Source organism: Acinetobacter lactucae (assembly GCF_013122135.1).
In the GTDB taxonomy this organism is placed as follows: Bacteria; Pseudomonadota; Gammaproteobacteria; order Pseudomonadales; family Moraxellaceae; genus Acinetobacter; species Acinetobacter lactucae.
The window spans coordinates 1,847,692-1,862,207 of sequence record NZ_CP053391.1; the positions used below are offsets into that span (position 1 = coordinate 1,847,692).

Sequence of the window (14,516 nt, forward strand, 5' to 3'; positions counted from 1 at the left end):
CTAAAAAATAAATCATGATATTTTTAAGCTTAAAAAATTGATCCATCAAAATTTAACTTTTTTACAAAACACTTATTAAAGCTCTAGAATGAAAAACATTTCAAATATGAAATTAATTTCATATTTGAAATGTTTTTGACTTTTTAAGTGTTTGAATTTTAATGTAAAAAATAATGGCATGCAATTTGCTCCACCGCATATAGTTACAAGGAGTGAATAATGAATGCTAACCATATACTGCAATTGAGCGGCCTATTGCAGGAAAATTTGGGGTTAATTCCTCATGAGATTCAGTTGAAAAAGATGAGTGGTGGGGCTATTCAAGAAAATTGGCTCGTTCAAACTCAAGATTTTGCTTTAGTTCTGCGAAAAAATGCTGAGTCGAGCGTAGAGGCCAGTTCAGATCGTGAACAAGAGTATTTACTTTTAAATCGTCTCTATCATTTTGGAATTAAAGTGCCACAGCCGCTTTATTTTGAAAAATCACCTAACTTTTTAAATAGTGATTTCTTCATTATGAAAAAAATTGATGGTGTAACAGAAGGCCATAAATTAGTTCGAATTGCTGAAGAAGAAAAACGAAAAAAAATTACTCAAGAAATGGGTAAACAACTGGCTTTAATACATGCCATTCAATCAGACGAAATATTAGAAAAATTACTTCCTAAGCCAGATAGAGATCAATATTTAGAGAAAAAACTTAAAAGTTTTATAGAGCAGCTAGATAGCTTGAAAAGACATCGTCCAATTCTTGAGTATGCCATTCAATGGATGTTTAACAATATTCCAAAAGTAGATGATCTAGTGTTAGTCCATGGTGATTACCGCATCGGTAACATCATGATTAATGATGATCAGATTTCTGGAATTTTAGATTGGGAGTTTACCCAGTGGGGTGACCGTAGAGAAGATATAGGTTGGTTTACCTCAAAATGCTGGCGTTTTGGTCAAGATAAAAATATAGCAGGGGGTATAGGTTCATATAAAGACTTTGCCAAAGCCTATGCTGAAATTTCCGATATCTATATCCCTGAATTTGAAATGAAGTTCTGGCATGTGCTGTCTCATGTTCGATGGGCAATTATTGCCATGCAGCAGTCTGACCGAAACAATGAAATGACTACTCCATCACTTGAACTAGCCCTAACGGAATTTTTAGTTCCTCGCCTTGAAAAGAATATCTTGGAAATATTGGGAGAAAAAGAATGAAAGAGCAAAAAATGATTGACCTGATCAAAGCAAGTCAAGCAGTGATTAAAAATGAGCTTTTACCGCAATCGGGCAGTCAGAAATATAACTTGTTAATGCTGATGCGAAGCTTTGAAATTTTGCAGGCTTATATTTTGCAAAAGGAAACTTGTTCATTACATAGCTCAGGAATTTTGCAAGATTATTTTTCTTTTCCAATCAAAGATGTTGAAGATGCTATTCAATTGTTTATTGCCGATATACGTGAGGGTAAACAATCTGAGCATACATTTGAAATATTAAAAGCTCTTAATTCTGAAGACCTAAAAATTACTGAAACCAAGGTGACTCATCATGGATAAGCATCGGCTACGTATTTATTTGGTTCGTCATGGGCATGTTTCATATTTTGATGCAGATAATAATCCGATTAATCCTAAATTTGCCCAGTTATCTCAACGTGGAATAGAACAAATACAAGGTTTAGCGCATCAATTACGCGATATTAATTTTGAAAAAATTTATTCGTCTACCATGCCTCGTTCAATACAAACCGCAGAGATTCTGAATAGCTATCAAAGCGAACCTAAAGACATTATGTCATTTGATGATATTCGAGAAATTAAAGCGGGACGTTTAAGAGAAATTTCGTTGGATCGTGCCGAACTGGAAATAAAAAAGGCCTATCAGTTCCATAAAAACAATCTTGAGTTGTTTGTACAAGGTGAAAGTTGGTCTCTTTTTATTGCACGTGTACTGACATGGTTTGAAAAGATAATTTTAACGGCGAACAAAGACCAGAATATTCTTATTTCTTCGCACGATATTGTGAACAGAATACTTATTAATTGGGTATATGGGCATGACTGCAAAGATGTCTATTCGCAGGAACAGGATTATGGCTGTTTAAATATTCTTGATCTAAAGATTGAAAATCAAATTGTTATAAGTAAACGAATCAAACTCCAAAACTTCACTGCATATAATCTGATTAAAAATGAGCTATTTAATAGCGCTATGGATGATGTGTATGAAACGTATATCGCGACCCAAGGTTTTAAATTAAAGGAGCTCAGCTCATGATCACGCTATCTAATGAATTATTAGAACTACAACAGAAAGTTAGAGAATTTATTCAACAAGAGGTAATTCCATTAGAAAATGATCCTCGTCAAGATAGCCATGGCCCTAGTGAAGCTTTACGTAAAGAATTGGTGAGTCGGGCGCGTGGTTGGGGGCTGCTAACTCCCCATGCAAGTCAAGAAATGGGTGGCCTAGGCTGGTCGCATCTGCAAAAGGCTGTAGCTTTCGAAGAAGCAGGATATTCTGCTTTAGGTCCAATTGCTTTAAACATTCATGCACCCGATGAAGGAAATATTCATTTATTAGATGCTGTAGCGAATGATGCGCAAAAAGAAAGATGGTTAAGAAAGCTAGTCGCGGGGGAAATTAGATCTTGCTTTGCTATGACTGAACCTGCACCGGGTGCTGGCTCAGATCCATCTATGCTTCAAACAACCGCAATTGCTGATGGTGATGATTATATTATTAATGGGCATAAATGGTTAATTACAGGAGCAGAAGGAGCAAGCGTCGCTATTATTATGGCAAAGATGGAAGATGGCACTGCTTCTATGTTTTTAACAAATACGGATGTTGATGGCTTTATATTGGAAAAAAGTATGAATGCTATGGATTCATGTTTTTCGGGAGGACATGGCATTTTACGCTTTGAGAACTTACGTATACCTAAAGAAAATGTCTTGGGTGAAATTGGTAAAGGCTTTAAATATGCTCAAGTTCGCCTAGCCCCAGCTCGTTTAACACATTGTATGAGATGGCTGGGACAAGCCAAGAGAGCACATGATATTGCTACACAATATGCACGTGAACGCCAATCTTTTGGTAAGAGATTAGGCGACCATCAAGGTGTAGGTTTTATGCTTGCCGACAATGAAATGGATATCTTAACGACTCGATTAGCTGTTCATTATTGCGCGCAGGTCTTAGATTTGGGCGAGAAAGGAAACTACGAGTCCAGTTTAGTCAAGGTGATCAGTTCTGAAGGTATCTGGCGTGTGGTGGATCGGTCAGTTCAGATTTTAGGTGGTCAGGCCATGACGGATGAGTCAGTAGTCTGCAAAATTTTTAAAGATGCTCGTGGTTTCAGAATCTATGATGGAGCAAATGAAGTTCATCGCATGAGCATTGCTAAAAAGCTATTAGGGAAACAGGCATAATAAAGGGAGGAATAAAAGAATGAATATTTTTGACGTAAAAGATAAATATATTTTAATTACGGGTGCTTCAAGTGGTTTGGGACATCATATGGCTGAATTGTTTGCTCAGGAAGGCGCTCATATTGTCATTTGTGCCAGACGATTAGAACGATTGAAAGAGTTAGAGTCCTATATCAAAAATGAGTTTGGAGTAAAAGTTCATACTTTTTCATTAGATGTAAATGACCGTTTAGCTGTAAAAGATATGCTCACTGCCTTAGAAGTAGAAGGAGTGACCATAGATGTGTTAATTAATAATGCTGGAGTAGGTGATACCAAGCGTTTTCTTGATTATAACGATGAAGACTGGGATAAGATTGTAGATACTAACCTTAAAGCCCCTTGGCAATGTACTCAAGAAGTTGTGCAGCATATGATTAAAGCTGGACAAAAAGGGTCTATCATCAACATTACTTCAATTCTTTCTCAGTCTACTAACCTTGGTGTTAGCCCGTACTGTGCGTCAAAAGCTGGATTACGTCATTTAACAGAAGTAATGGCAGTAGAGTTAGCTAGATTTGGTATAAATGTAAATGCTATAGCTCCAGGTTATATGATTACTGAAATTAATGAGGAATATTTAACGAGTGAAGCAGGGCAACAGCTTTTAAAGAAGATTCCTACAAGGAAGTTTGTAGAATTTGATGATTTAAATGGGCCTCTACTATTACTTGCTTCTCAAGCGGGCCAAGGCATCACAGGCATCGAAATTAAAGTCGACGGTGGTCATAGTTCTGCCCCTATATAAAACGTTTTTTAATGGAGTAAAAAATGCTAAATCGAAAACCAATTAATATTTTGGTCACCTATATTAAAAAACCTAATATTAATGGTTTTCGCTCTTTGGTCGAGCTGGCAATAAATGAAGTAGATTCTGATGAAATTGATTTGGTGGAATGCCATATTTCGGATGTACAAGATGTTGCTCAAACTTTAGTAGAAAATGGCTGTCAGATTCTTCTTTGTACGGGAGCCACAGCAAGTTTTCTACAAAAGAAATTAAATATAGATATTCAGGTTATTCGAACCGGTACTTTTGATGTCATTCAGGCCATATCAAATTTAAAACAATATAAGCGCATTGCTTTGGTTGGGAACACGTCTACAGTTGATCTTGAGAACTATTCGGATATTTTTGCTTTAGATATACAACAATTTAACTATGACTCATATTTAGATGCCAAGAAAACCATTCATTTAATTAAGAAGCAAGGCTTTGATGCCATTATTGGTTCGCCTGTTGCAGTAGAGCTGGCACTGAATGAAAATCTAGTCGGGCATTTAGCCATTAGTGTGCCGTCTTTAAAAGACTTGCTGCAAAATGCTTCGCGTACCCTTGAAAAGATTCGTAGGGAACAGTACTCGACTTTACGTTTGACCGAGATTTTTAATCACTTAAATGAAGGCATTTGTTTTATCACACAACAAAAAAAGATTTCTTTAATTAATAACTCTATGAGTGCTTTACTCGAAAAAGATCCTTCAGATGTATTAAACAAACCAGCATTAGAGATTTTTGAAGGGCTCAACTTTGATATTGATCAAGAAAATAGTCATCAACTCGTTCAATTTAAAAATTTAAAGCTTGCTGTATATATTTCCAAGCTAAAAAATGACTATATAGATGGCTATATCTTAAGAGTGCAGGAGTTAAATGCCTTAGAGCAATCTAATAGCCAATTTAGAAAGGTTTCGTCTAAGAACTTTAATACCAGATATACCTTTGACCAGATTTTCACTCAAAATTCCAATTTCCAGCAGATTATCAAGTTATCAAAAGCATACGCAAAAACCGATAGTACGATTCTCATTACGGGTGAGAGTGGTACGGGCAAGGAAGTGCTGGCACAAAGTATTCATAATCATAGCCGTCGTTATAAAGCGCCGTTTGTCGCAATCAACTGTGCTTCTTTTCCTGAAAGTTTATTAGAAAGTGAATTATTTGGTTATGAAGAAGGAGCTTTTACAGGAGCGAAAAAAAGTGGGCGTATTGGTTTAATTGAGGCGGCGCATACCGGAACACTGTTTTTAGATGAAATTGGCGATATGCCATTACATCTTCAAACGAGATTTTTAAGGGTATTGCAAGAGAGACAGATTAACCGCTTAGGTTCAGTGGTGAGTCATCATTTAGATATACGTGTAATTGCTGCAACCCACGCGAATTTAGAAGAGTTAGTACAAAATGGTACGTTTAGGGCAGATCTCTACTATCGTTTAAACATTCTAAGAGTGTATACACCGTCTTTAAAAGAACGAAAAGAAGATGTTCTGTATTTAGCAAATCTATTTTTAGAGAAGTATAAGAAAACGCTGGATGATTTGCCTAATATTTTACAGCAGGCTTTTTATCATTATTCTTGGCCGGGTAATATTCGTGAACTTGAGAACATTGTTGAAAGAATTAATGTGTTATTGGAGCTTGATCGGGAAATTTTAACTCCAGAATTTTTAAAGCAACAATTACCAGAGCTCTTTCAGACACAAATGAATCAAACTGCACAACCTTTATTGAAAGAGGTAAAGGTAAATCAGGAATTGAGTTTAATTGAACAAATACTTGCAGAAGTAGATGGTGATTTAGACCTTGCTGCACAAAAACTCGGAATTAGCCGAACTACTTTGTGGCGTAGAATGAAGTTAATAAATAATTAATTTCAAAATTGAAATTTTTTCAAAAAAGAAAAATAATAAAACTTAATAAGTTGTTGAAAATAATAATAAAAATATTTGGCACCATAGTTGCATTGACTCATATAAGCATCTGAATCAGTTGCTAAATTGTGTGAGGGAATAAGAATGACGAATGGATTAATGATGCATTGTAATTTAAATATTACTTCAATAATGCAGCATGCTTTGACAGTTTATGCAGATCACGAAATTGTATCCTTAAAGGCAGATGGGGTCACTAAGCATCGATATACATATAAAGATGCTTTCGGGCGAGTTGCTCAGTTTGCCAATGTGTTAGATCGATTAGGTGTAAGTCCTGATGCTAAAGTCGGAACAATGGCATGGAACTCATATCAGCACTTTGAATTACATTATGCCATCCCATGTACGGGAAGAATTTATCATACAATTAATCCTAAATTGGCATCTGAACAATTAATTCAAATTATCAATTCTGCTCAAGATGAAGTACTTATTATTGAGCCTGATTTCTTAGCATTGCTTGATTCTATTTATGAAAATATAAAGCCAGTCATAAAGCATTTTATCGTGCTAGGTGAACCTAATAGAGATCTACAAGCAAAATTTGATTTTATGTTTTATGAAGAGATCATTGCTTCAGAGCAGCCTCAATATGATTGGCCAGATATCCCAGAACAAAGTGCAAGTGGACTTTGCTATACATCTGGTACAACAGGCGATCCCAAAGGTGTTCTTTATTCACATCGTAGTACGGTATTACATGCGTTAATACTCAGCATGCCAAATGCGATTGGGTTAACGCATGACAGTTGTATTATGCCTTTGGTTCCTCTTTATCATATTAGCGCATGGGGAATGCCATTTAACGCCGTTTTATCAGGGGCAAAAATCGTTTGGCCTCATTCATTTGCCGGTCAGACTGAGAAAATTTTCAATTTGATCCAATCGGAGCACGTCGATATTTCTATGGCTGTTCCTACCATCTGGAATTCTTTTAAAAATTATCTTGAAGATCACCATATTTCATCAGTCAGTTTAAAACGTGCGATTTCTGGTGGATCTGCTGCACCATATTCGCTAATTGAGTCTTTAAGCCAATATGGAGTTGCTGTTGAGAATGCTTGGGGAATGACTGAAACCAGTTCAATGGGAACTTGTAATCGACTAGATCAAATCAAAAACAATATTGAAACTCAATCCATTAAGTGCGGTAAACCTATCTTTGGCCTTCAAATGAGATTACGTGATGAGAATCATCAATTACTTCCTCACGATGGTGTTCATGAAGGCATTTTAGAAGTACGAGGACATACGATTGCTGAGCAATATATCAATCAACCCAAAACCTTAGATGAAAATAATACATGGTTTGATACAGGAGATATCGCGTGCATAGATGAATATGGATATATGCATATTACAGACCGTGCCAAAGATATGATTAAGTCAGGAGGAGAGTGGGTAAGTAGTGTTGAAGTCGAAAATGCAGCAATGGGATATGAAAAAGTTGCTGAAGCCGCTGTTATTGCTGCCAATCATCCAAAATGGGGTGAACGCCCACTTTTAATATTGGTACCAAAATCTCCACAACAAATTATTGAACATGAAGAAATTGTAGTTTTCCTATCTTCTAAATTACATAAATGGGCCATTCCTTCGGCAACCATATTAGTAGAAGAAATACCTCATACACCGACTGGAAAAATCAGTAAAAAGATATTGAGAGAACGGTATCACGACTATTTCATCAATAGTGCTTTTGCTGAATGTAAATAATGATCTACATAAAAAAGGAATTTTTATATGAACTACTCTCAGGAAGCAAACATTGTCTTAGATACTAAATTTAAAAAGATGGTGAAGCAAAGAAACCGATTCGCTGTTTTTTTAAGTTTAATCGTACTTAGCATTTATTTTATTTTTATAGGAACAGCCACATTTCGCCCTGAGTTGCTTGCAATGCCATTAGAAGCAAGCAAGGTCACAATTGGTTGGCCTATTGCTGCAATTGTTATTGTATCGAGCTGGCTAATAACAGGCTTATATATCTTCATTACAAATCAATATTTTGACAAACAAAAAGAAAAATTAAGAAAGGAATACCGTTATGAATAAATATATAGCTTTTACTATTCTCGCTTTACTTAGCTCGGGTGCTTGGGCGGCTCCAACTGAACCAAGAAACTGGACTGCAATCATCATGTTTGGATGCGTAGTCGGTATTTCATTGCTTATTACCTTTAAAGCTGCCAAGAAAACCGTATCAAAAGAAGATTTTTATACAGCTGGCAATTCAATTTCTGCTAAACAAAATGGTCTGGCGATTGCTGGTGATTATATGTCGGCATCAACCCTACTTGGTATTTCAAGTATGGTTTTCTTTAAAGGGTATGATGGATTTATCTATGTAACGGGCTTTTTTGTTTGCTGGCCGATTTTAACTTTCTTAATGGCCGAGAGACTTAGAAACCTTGGTAAATACACTTTTGCGGATATTGTTTCGTATCGCTTAGATCCGCAAAGAACGCGTATTTTAGCAACTTGTGGCTCGCTCATCGTGGTGTGTTGCTACTTAATTTTGCAAATGGTGGGAGCAGGCCAGCTTATTAAGTTACTGTTTGGATTAGATTATAAAATTGCAGTCATTCTTGTTGGCTGTTTAATGCTGGTATATGTCATTTTTGGAGGAATGCTTGCTACAACGTGGATACAGATTGTTAAAGCAATTCTTTTACTCTTTGGTGGAACAGTTTTAGTATTTCTGGCATTTAAAGCATTTGGTTTCAGTCTAAATAATATGGCTACGGCCGCCGTTAATGCGCATAAACTTGGACAAAAAGTCTTAGAACCAGGACCAATGCTATCAAACCCAATTAATACCTTATCTATGTCTATTGGTTTAATTTTTGGTTTAGCTGGTTTACCACATATTCTTATGCGCTTTTTTACAGTACCAAATGCTGCTGAAGCACGCCGTTCAGTGTTTTACGCTTCTGGTTACATTGGGTATTTCTTTATTGTAGTCTGTATTTTAGGTTTAGCTTCAATCGCTATAGTAGGCACTAATCCACACTATTTTGTAGGTGGACAATTAGGTGGTGACCTCATTGGTGGTAGTAATATGGTTGCTATGCATCTAGCAAAGGCGCTTGGTGGAAATTTATTACTTGGCTTTTTATCTGCTGTAGCATTTGCAACGATCTTGGCGGTTGTTGCTGGTTTGGCATTGGCTGGAGCTTCAGCAATATCTCATGATCTATTTCAAAAAGTCATTAAGAAAGGTAAAGCAACTGAAAAACAGGAAATGGTCGTATCTCGACTTTCGGTGGTAGTTTTAGGTGTGATCGCAATAGCATGTGGAATCTTATTTGAAAAAATGAACATTGCTTTTTTAATGGGTCTCACGTTCGGTATTGCTGCTTCAGCTAACTTTCCTGTACTCATTCTTTCTATGTATTGGAAAGATTTGACCACTCGAGGAGCTATATATGGTGGTTTTACAGGCATTATTTCTGCAATTGTTTTCGTAGTTTTATCTCCGACAGTTTGGGTTGGAGTATTAGGACATGAAAAAGCGATATTTCCGTTTGATAATCCTGCATTATTTTCGATGCCTTTAGCTTTTTTAGTCAGCATCTTCTTTTCATTAACCGATAAAAGCGCTAGAGCTGTGCTAGATCGACAAGGATTTGAATTGCAGGTTGTGCGTTCTGAGCTAGGAGCTCAGCAAAGTACATTAGATAAAATGCCTTTGCATTAAGTCTATTAAATAATTCGAAAAAATCAGAAAGCATGATGTTTTTATCATGCTTTCTTTATAATAAGATTTACGTTAATAAAATGTACTAAAGCATTATTTTAGATGGTGCATCGCTAACAGATTTGGCTCCATAGTCATGAATTAAATTAGTATGAGGAATTACACGGGTAACTCTTTAATCGCTTTACTAAATTTTAACTGGTAAATTAAGCACCACTTGAGCATCTTCAATAACATCTAAGCGGAGAATTATCTAGCGTGGTTTTTATATATAAATAAGGTCAGAAAAGATGAGATGTTTGGTATTTTTCTAGTTTCTAAAAAACTTATCTAGAGTACTAAGCTTGTATAAATAGTTTCTTAAAAGTAAATAAAGATGAAATCCCCTAAAAGAAGTTACTATTGTTTTTAAAACTAATCTAATAGATGTCTCTATTAGATTAGTAAAAATATCTTATTAAATAATAGAATATCCACCATCAATTGTAATGCATGAGCCATTCATAAAACGGGCTTCATCGGAAGCTAGAAAAATAGCTAACTCGGCAACTTCAGTCGCTTCTCCAAAACGATCCAATGGAATTTTATCAGTCGGACGGGTTTCTAGCATTTTGGCTGTCATTGGCGTACGAATAGTACCTGGGCAAATAGCATTAATTTTGATGCCATGTTTGGCATACACTGCTGCTAGATGTTTTGTATAACCAATTACAGCATGTTTTGAAGCTGTATAAGAAGCGCCACCCATTTGAGCAACTAGACCCGCAATAGATGCAATATTGATAATTGCACCAGTACCTTGTTCAATCATTTTTGGTAGAACCAAATTACTTAAATTAAATACGGCTTTTACATTAATGGCGAACATCGCATCCCAAAGTTCTTCGGTCGTATCTAAGCTATTGGTATATTTGTCGAAAATACCTGCGTTATTAAGTAGTACATCAATTCGTCCAAACTTATCTAATGTGAATTCGACTAACTGCTTGAGCTGATCAAATTGAGTGACATCAACTTGAAAAGCAAAGGCTTCTCCACCTGCATTGATGATCTTCTCGGCAACGTGGTCGGCCTGTTCAAAATTCATGTCGGCAATAATTAATTTTGCTCCTTGTTGTGCAAAAGTAATTGCTTCCGACTCTCCCATACCAGAGGCTGCACCTGTGATAATACAGACTTTATTTTGTAGTCTAGACATAATAAATTTCCTAAATCCTAAGTTTTGATCTAAGCTCTCTTTGTGAAATAGATGCTTAAATATTGAAGTTCTCCTGTAAGACTTAAAATACGTATTTAGCCAAACGAGCTCTAGATACAATCTGGGAATGAAGACGATATTCAGACATACTGAGCGAATATCGGACAGGGAATTTAGAAAAGGGAAAATGATGAGGGATCAGATTATTCAACATCCGCTCTCAGAAGAGACGATTAAATACGATGACTACATTGCAGGTTTAGCAAAGGGCCTCAATATCCTTGAAGCATTTGGCACAGATCGACAGCGTTTAAATGTTACTCAAGTCGCAGAGCGAACTAATATTACCCGTACAGCAGCACGTAGATATTTAAAGACACTCAAGTTTTTAGGCTATCTTGAAACTGATGAATATTATTACTGGTTAACACATAAGGTACTTAAGTTTTCAGGGGCTTTTTTAAGTACAGCACATTTACCAAAAATATCGCAGTCTGTCTTAAATCATTTATCTGAAAAAACGACATTAGTTTTCTCAGTGGTGGTTCAAGATAATTATGAGGTCGTTCCGATTGCTAGAAGTGTCCCGCAAAATGATCATTTCCGGGTAAGTCCTTTTGGTATTCATCTAGGTAACCGAATTCCTGCTCATGCTTCATCAACGGGTAAAGTTTTATTAGCGCATAAATCCTTAGAAGAGCAGAAAAACTGGATTAAGTTATATGGACTCAAACGATTTACTGCATATACATATACAGAAGAAGCCAGTTTTCTAGCTGCATTACAGACCATTAAGGACAATGGTTATTGTATTTCCGCTGAAGAATATGAGCTAGGCGTAACAGCAATTGCGATACCGATTATTAATCAGACTGGTGATATTATTGCCGGATTAAATGCTGTTGCTCCGATTTCTAAAGTAAATGATACCTATCTGATTAATACGGTTTTGCCATTACTAAGAGAGGCAGCCAAAGAAATTCGAGACATGATTTAGTTTATTGTTCTGTGGTTTCAATCAAACGTCCGTAGTGGGCGTTTTTTTATATTTAAAATAATTTTATGAATATTTTAAGACTATTTATTTTGTCTTATATAACCGTTGGAAGAGACGATTTTATAAACAGTGAACGATATAAGATGTGTTTGCGCGATCATCGTTCAATTTAAAAGAAAGTGGTCTAGTCGGAACTGTGATAGCCCCGTAGTTTAATAAAAAGAAAAGCGTTCGATACAACACTATCAGGATGGTGTAGCTAGCTATTTTAGGCAAGTGAACGCATGGATCTGTCGCAAGGAGTGACAACAATGAATACCAAATTACCCCAACAGCTTGAATGCGATTTGGTTGTGGTGGGTGCAGGTGCAGGCGGTTTGTCGACTGCGATTACTGCTAAGAAAAAAGGCTTAAATGTTATTGTCCTCGAAAAAGACGATGTGTTCGGAGGTACAACAGCTTTTTCTGGTGGAGTACTATGGGTTCCAGGAAATCATCATGCAAAACAAAATGGTATACAAGATAGCCGTGAAGCAGCATTGACCTATTTAAAGCATGAAACCAAAGAATTTTTTAATGCGGAGGCTATAAACGCATTTCTGGATTATGCACCTGAAATGCTAAATTTTTTCGAACAATACACCTCGGTTAAATTTATCCCGACACTTTATCCAGACTATCATCCAGATGCTCCTGGTGGGGTTGATATTGGTCGCTCTGTGTTAGCTGCACCCTATGATATTCGTGGTTTGGGCGAGAATATGAAGCGCCTACGTCCGCCTCTTAAAACCATTACCTTTATTGGCATGATGTTTAATTCATCTAATGCGGATTTAAAGCACTTTTTTAATGCCACTAAATCATTTACTTCATTTATCTATGTGGCAAAGCGATTAGCTATTCATTTAAAAGAACTGGCTGTCTATGGTCGTGGTACCAATGTCACAAGCGGTAATGCTTTGGCTGCACGTTTGGCTAAATCTGCATTTGATTTAGATATTCCAATCTATACAGAAGCTGAAGTTAAGCAGTTAAATTTTGAAAATGGCAAAGTTGTTGGTGTACAAGTTCAACAACAAGATCAGCACTGCCAGATTAAATCTAAAAACGGAGTCGTGCTGGCATGTGGTGGTTTTTCACATGATATTGAACGACTCAAACAAGTTTACGCGCACCTGAAACATGGTGGTGAACACATCTCGCCTGTGCCAAAGACTAATACAGGGGATGGTTGTCGCCTTGCAGAGTCGGTTGGTGGTGTAGTGGATATTCAATATGCGGATTCTGCTGCATGGATGCCTGTGTCAAAAGTCCCTTATACAGATGGCTATGGCGTGTTCCCACATTTATTAGACCGTTATAAGCCTGGAATTATTGGTGTGCTTAAAAACGGTAAACGTTTTACCAATGAATCAAACTCTTATCATGATGTAGGTGCAGATTTATTTAGGGCCTGTGAGGAGTTTGATGAAACAGCCATGTGGTTGATATGTGATCATAAAACGATTAGCAAATACGGTTTGGGTTATGCCAAACCAGCCCCAATGCCACTTTCATCTTTAATCAAAAAAGGCTATCTCTTTAAAGGTAATAGTTTAAAAGAACTGGCACAGCAGGTGGGGATTAATGCTGAGCAGTTGGTTAAAACAGTACAGCGTTATAACGAAGGGGCTGTTAAAGGCCAAGATCCAGAATTCCACCGTGGTTCTACTTCATTTAACCGATATTTGGCCGATCCAGATCACAAACCAAATCCATGTGTAGCACCAATTGAGCAAGGCCCATTTTATGCTGTGAAGGTGTTTATGGGCGATTTAGGAACATTTGACGGAATCAGAACAGCTGTTACTGGTGAAGTTTTAAATCAGTTTCATCAACCCATTCAAGGTTTATACGCAGTTGGTAATGACCGTGCGAGTATTATGGGTGGAAACTATCCGGGTGCAGGAATTACTTTAGGGCCAATCATGACTTTTGGTTATATCACAGGATCACATATTGCTGATTTAGCTAAAGGAGGCAACGGTTTTATATCATCTAAAAATTCTAAATCTACCAACTCTCAATCTGTTAAGGAGACTTTTCATGTTTCATAAACCGATTGTTGATCATCGAATTTATAATATTACTCCAAGATGTATGCCTAAATTTCTTGAGGTATTCGATCAGCTGGCGATGCCTATTTTGAAAAAACACTTGGGTGAGCCGCTTGGTTTTTATATTAGTCATATCGGTACGTTAAATCAGGTCGTACATTTATGGGGTTATGACAGTCTGGATGACTATGAAAAGCGTAGTTATGCCCGAGATACAGATCCTGACTTCCAAATTTATTTGAAAGCATCTGAGGGTTTAGTGATGTCACAGGTGAATCAAATTTTAAGGCCAGTGAACTTAGCTTCATTAATTAAGCCTTAGATAGCAGTTTATTTAAAA

13 protein-coding genes are annotated in these 14,516 nt (G+C 36.6%); 12 read left to right on the forward strand and 1 reads right to left on the reverse strand.

Annotated elements, in window-relative coordinates:
* Positions 1-219 precede the first annotated feature (219 nt).
* The 9 genes from HLV59_RS08560 (at position 220) to actP (ending at position 9,885) form a co-directional block, all read left to right on the forward strand.
* The gene (locus HLV59_RS08560; RefSeq protein WP_062848810.1) at positions 220-1,209 is read left to right on the forward strand and encodes a phosphotransferase family protein; all 990 of its coding nucleotides are present in this window, start codon (positions 220-222) and stop codon (positions 1,207-1,209) included.
* Positions 1,206-1,550 carry a hypothetical protein gene (locus HLV59_RS08565; protein WP_081173708.1) on the forward strand — a complete coding sequence of 115 codons (345 nt, stop codon included), beginning with the start codon at positions 1,206-1,208 and terminating at the stop codon, positions 1,548-1,550. Before HLV59_RS08560 ends, HLV59_RS08565 begins: the two co-directional genes overlap by 4 nt.
* Positions 1,543-2,271, forward strand: a complete 729-nt coding sequence (locus HLV59_RS08570) for a histidine phosphatase family protein (RefSeq protein WP_171429754.1) — start codon at positions 1,543-1,545, stop codon at positions 2,269-2,271. The genes HLV59_RS08565 and HLV59_RS08570 overlap by 8 nt, the downstream gene beginning before the upstream one ends.
* Positions 2,268-3,428, forward strand: coding sequence for an acyl-CoA dehydrogenase family protein (locus HLV59_RS08575; RefSeq protein WP_171429755.1), 1,161 nt, complete (start codon positions 2,268-2,270; stop codon positions 3,426-3,428). Before HLV59_RS08570 ends, HLV59_RS08575 begins: the two co-directional genes overlap by 4 nt.
* A 19-nt stretch (positions 3,429-3,447) precedes the next feature.
* A complete protein-coding gene (locus HLV59_RS08580) occupies positions 3,448-4,215 on the forward strand; it encodes an SDR family NAD(P)-dependent oxidoreductase (RefSeq protein WP_171429756.1) in 768 nt (255 codons plus the stop codon).
* Positions 4,216-4,238: 23 nt separating this feature from the next.
* Positions 4,239-6,122, forward strand: coding sequence for a sigma 54-interacting transcriptional regulator (locus HLV59_RS08585; protein ID WP_171429757.1), 1,884 nt, complete (start codon positions 4,239-4,241; stop codon positions 6,120-6,122).
* Positions 6,123-6,266: 144 nt separating this feature from the next.
* Positions 6,267-7,901: a long-chain-fatty-acid--CoA ligase gene (locus HLV59_RS08590; protein WP_171429758.1), complete on the forward strand. Its 1,635-nt coding sequence runs from the start codon at positions 6,267-6,269 to the stop codon at positions 7,899-7,901.
* 27 nt (positions 7,902-7,928) lie between these two features.
* Positions 7,929-8,240 carry a DUF485 domain-containing protein gene (locus HLV59_RS08595; RefSeq protein ID WP_016145391.1) on the forward strand — a complete coding sequence of 104 codons (312 nt, stop codon included), beginning with the start codon at positions 7,929-7,931 and terminating at the stop codon, positions 8,238-8,240.
* Positions 8,233-9,885, forward strand: coding sequence for a cation/acetate symporter ActP (actP, locus tag HLV59_RS08600; RefSeq protein WP_016145390.1), 1,653 nt, complete (start codon positions 8,233-8,235; stop codon positions 9,883-9,885). Before HLV59_RS08595 ends, actP begins: the two co-directional genes overlap by 8 nt.
* Before the next feature lie 457 nt (positions 9,886-10,342).
* Here the strand turns inward: actP and HLV59_RS08605 are convergent, their stop codons facing one another.
* Positions 10,343-11,083 (reverse strand): SDR family NAD(P)-dependent oxidoreductase, encoded by a 741-nt coding sequence (locus tag HLV59_RS08605; RefSeq protein ID WP_081173715.1) that lies wholly within the window; start codon positions 11,081-11,083, stop codon positions 10,343-10,345.
* Positions 11,084-11,273: 190 nt separating this feature from the next.
* On the opposite strand from HLV59_RS08605, the gene HLV59_RS08610 reads away from it, so the two are divergent.
* The 3 genes from HLV59_RS08610 to HLV59_RS08620 all read left to right on the forward strand — a co-directional run bounded on the left by HLV59_RS08610 (position 11,274) and on the right by HLV59_RS08620 (position 14,498).
* Positions 11,274-12,080, forward strand: coding sequence for an IclR family transcriptional regulator domain-containing protein (locus tag HLV59_RS08610; protein ID WP_005305842.1), 807 nt, complete (start codon positions 11,274-11,276; stop codon positions 12,078-12,080).
* Between the two features lie 311 nt (positions 12,081-12,391).
* On the forward strand, positions 12,392-14,176 hold the full coding sequence (locus HLV59_RS08615; RefSeq protein ID WP_171429759.1) for an FAD-dependent oxidoreductase: 1,785 nt from the start codon (positions 12,392-12,394) through the stop codon (positions 14,174-14,176).
* On the forward strand, positions 14,166-14,498 hold the full coding sequence (locus tag HLV59_RS08620) for an NIPSNAP family protein (protein WP_081173719.1): 333 nt from the start codon (positions 14,166-14,168) through the stop codon (positions 14,496-14,498). Before HLV59_RS08615 ends, HLV59_RS08620 begins: the two co-directional genes overlap by 11 nt.
* The last annotated feature ends 18 nt before the right edge of the window (positions 14,499-14,516 follow it).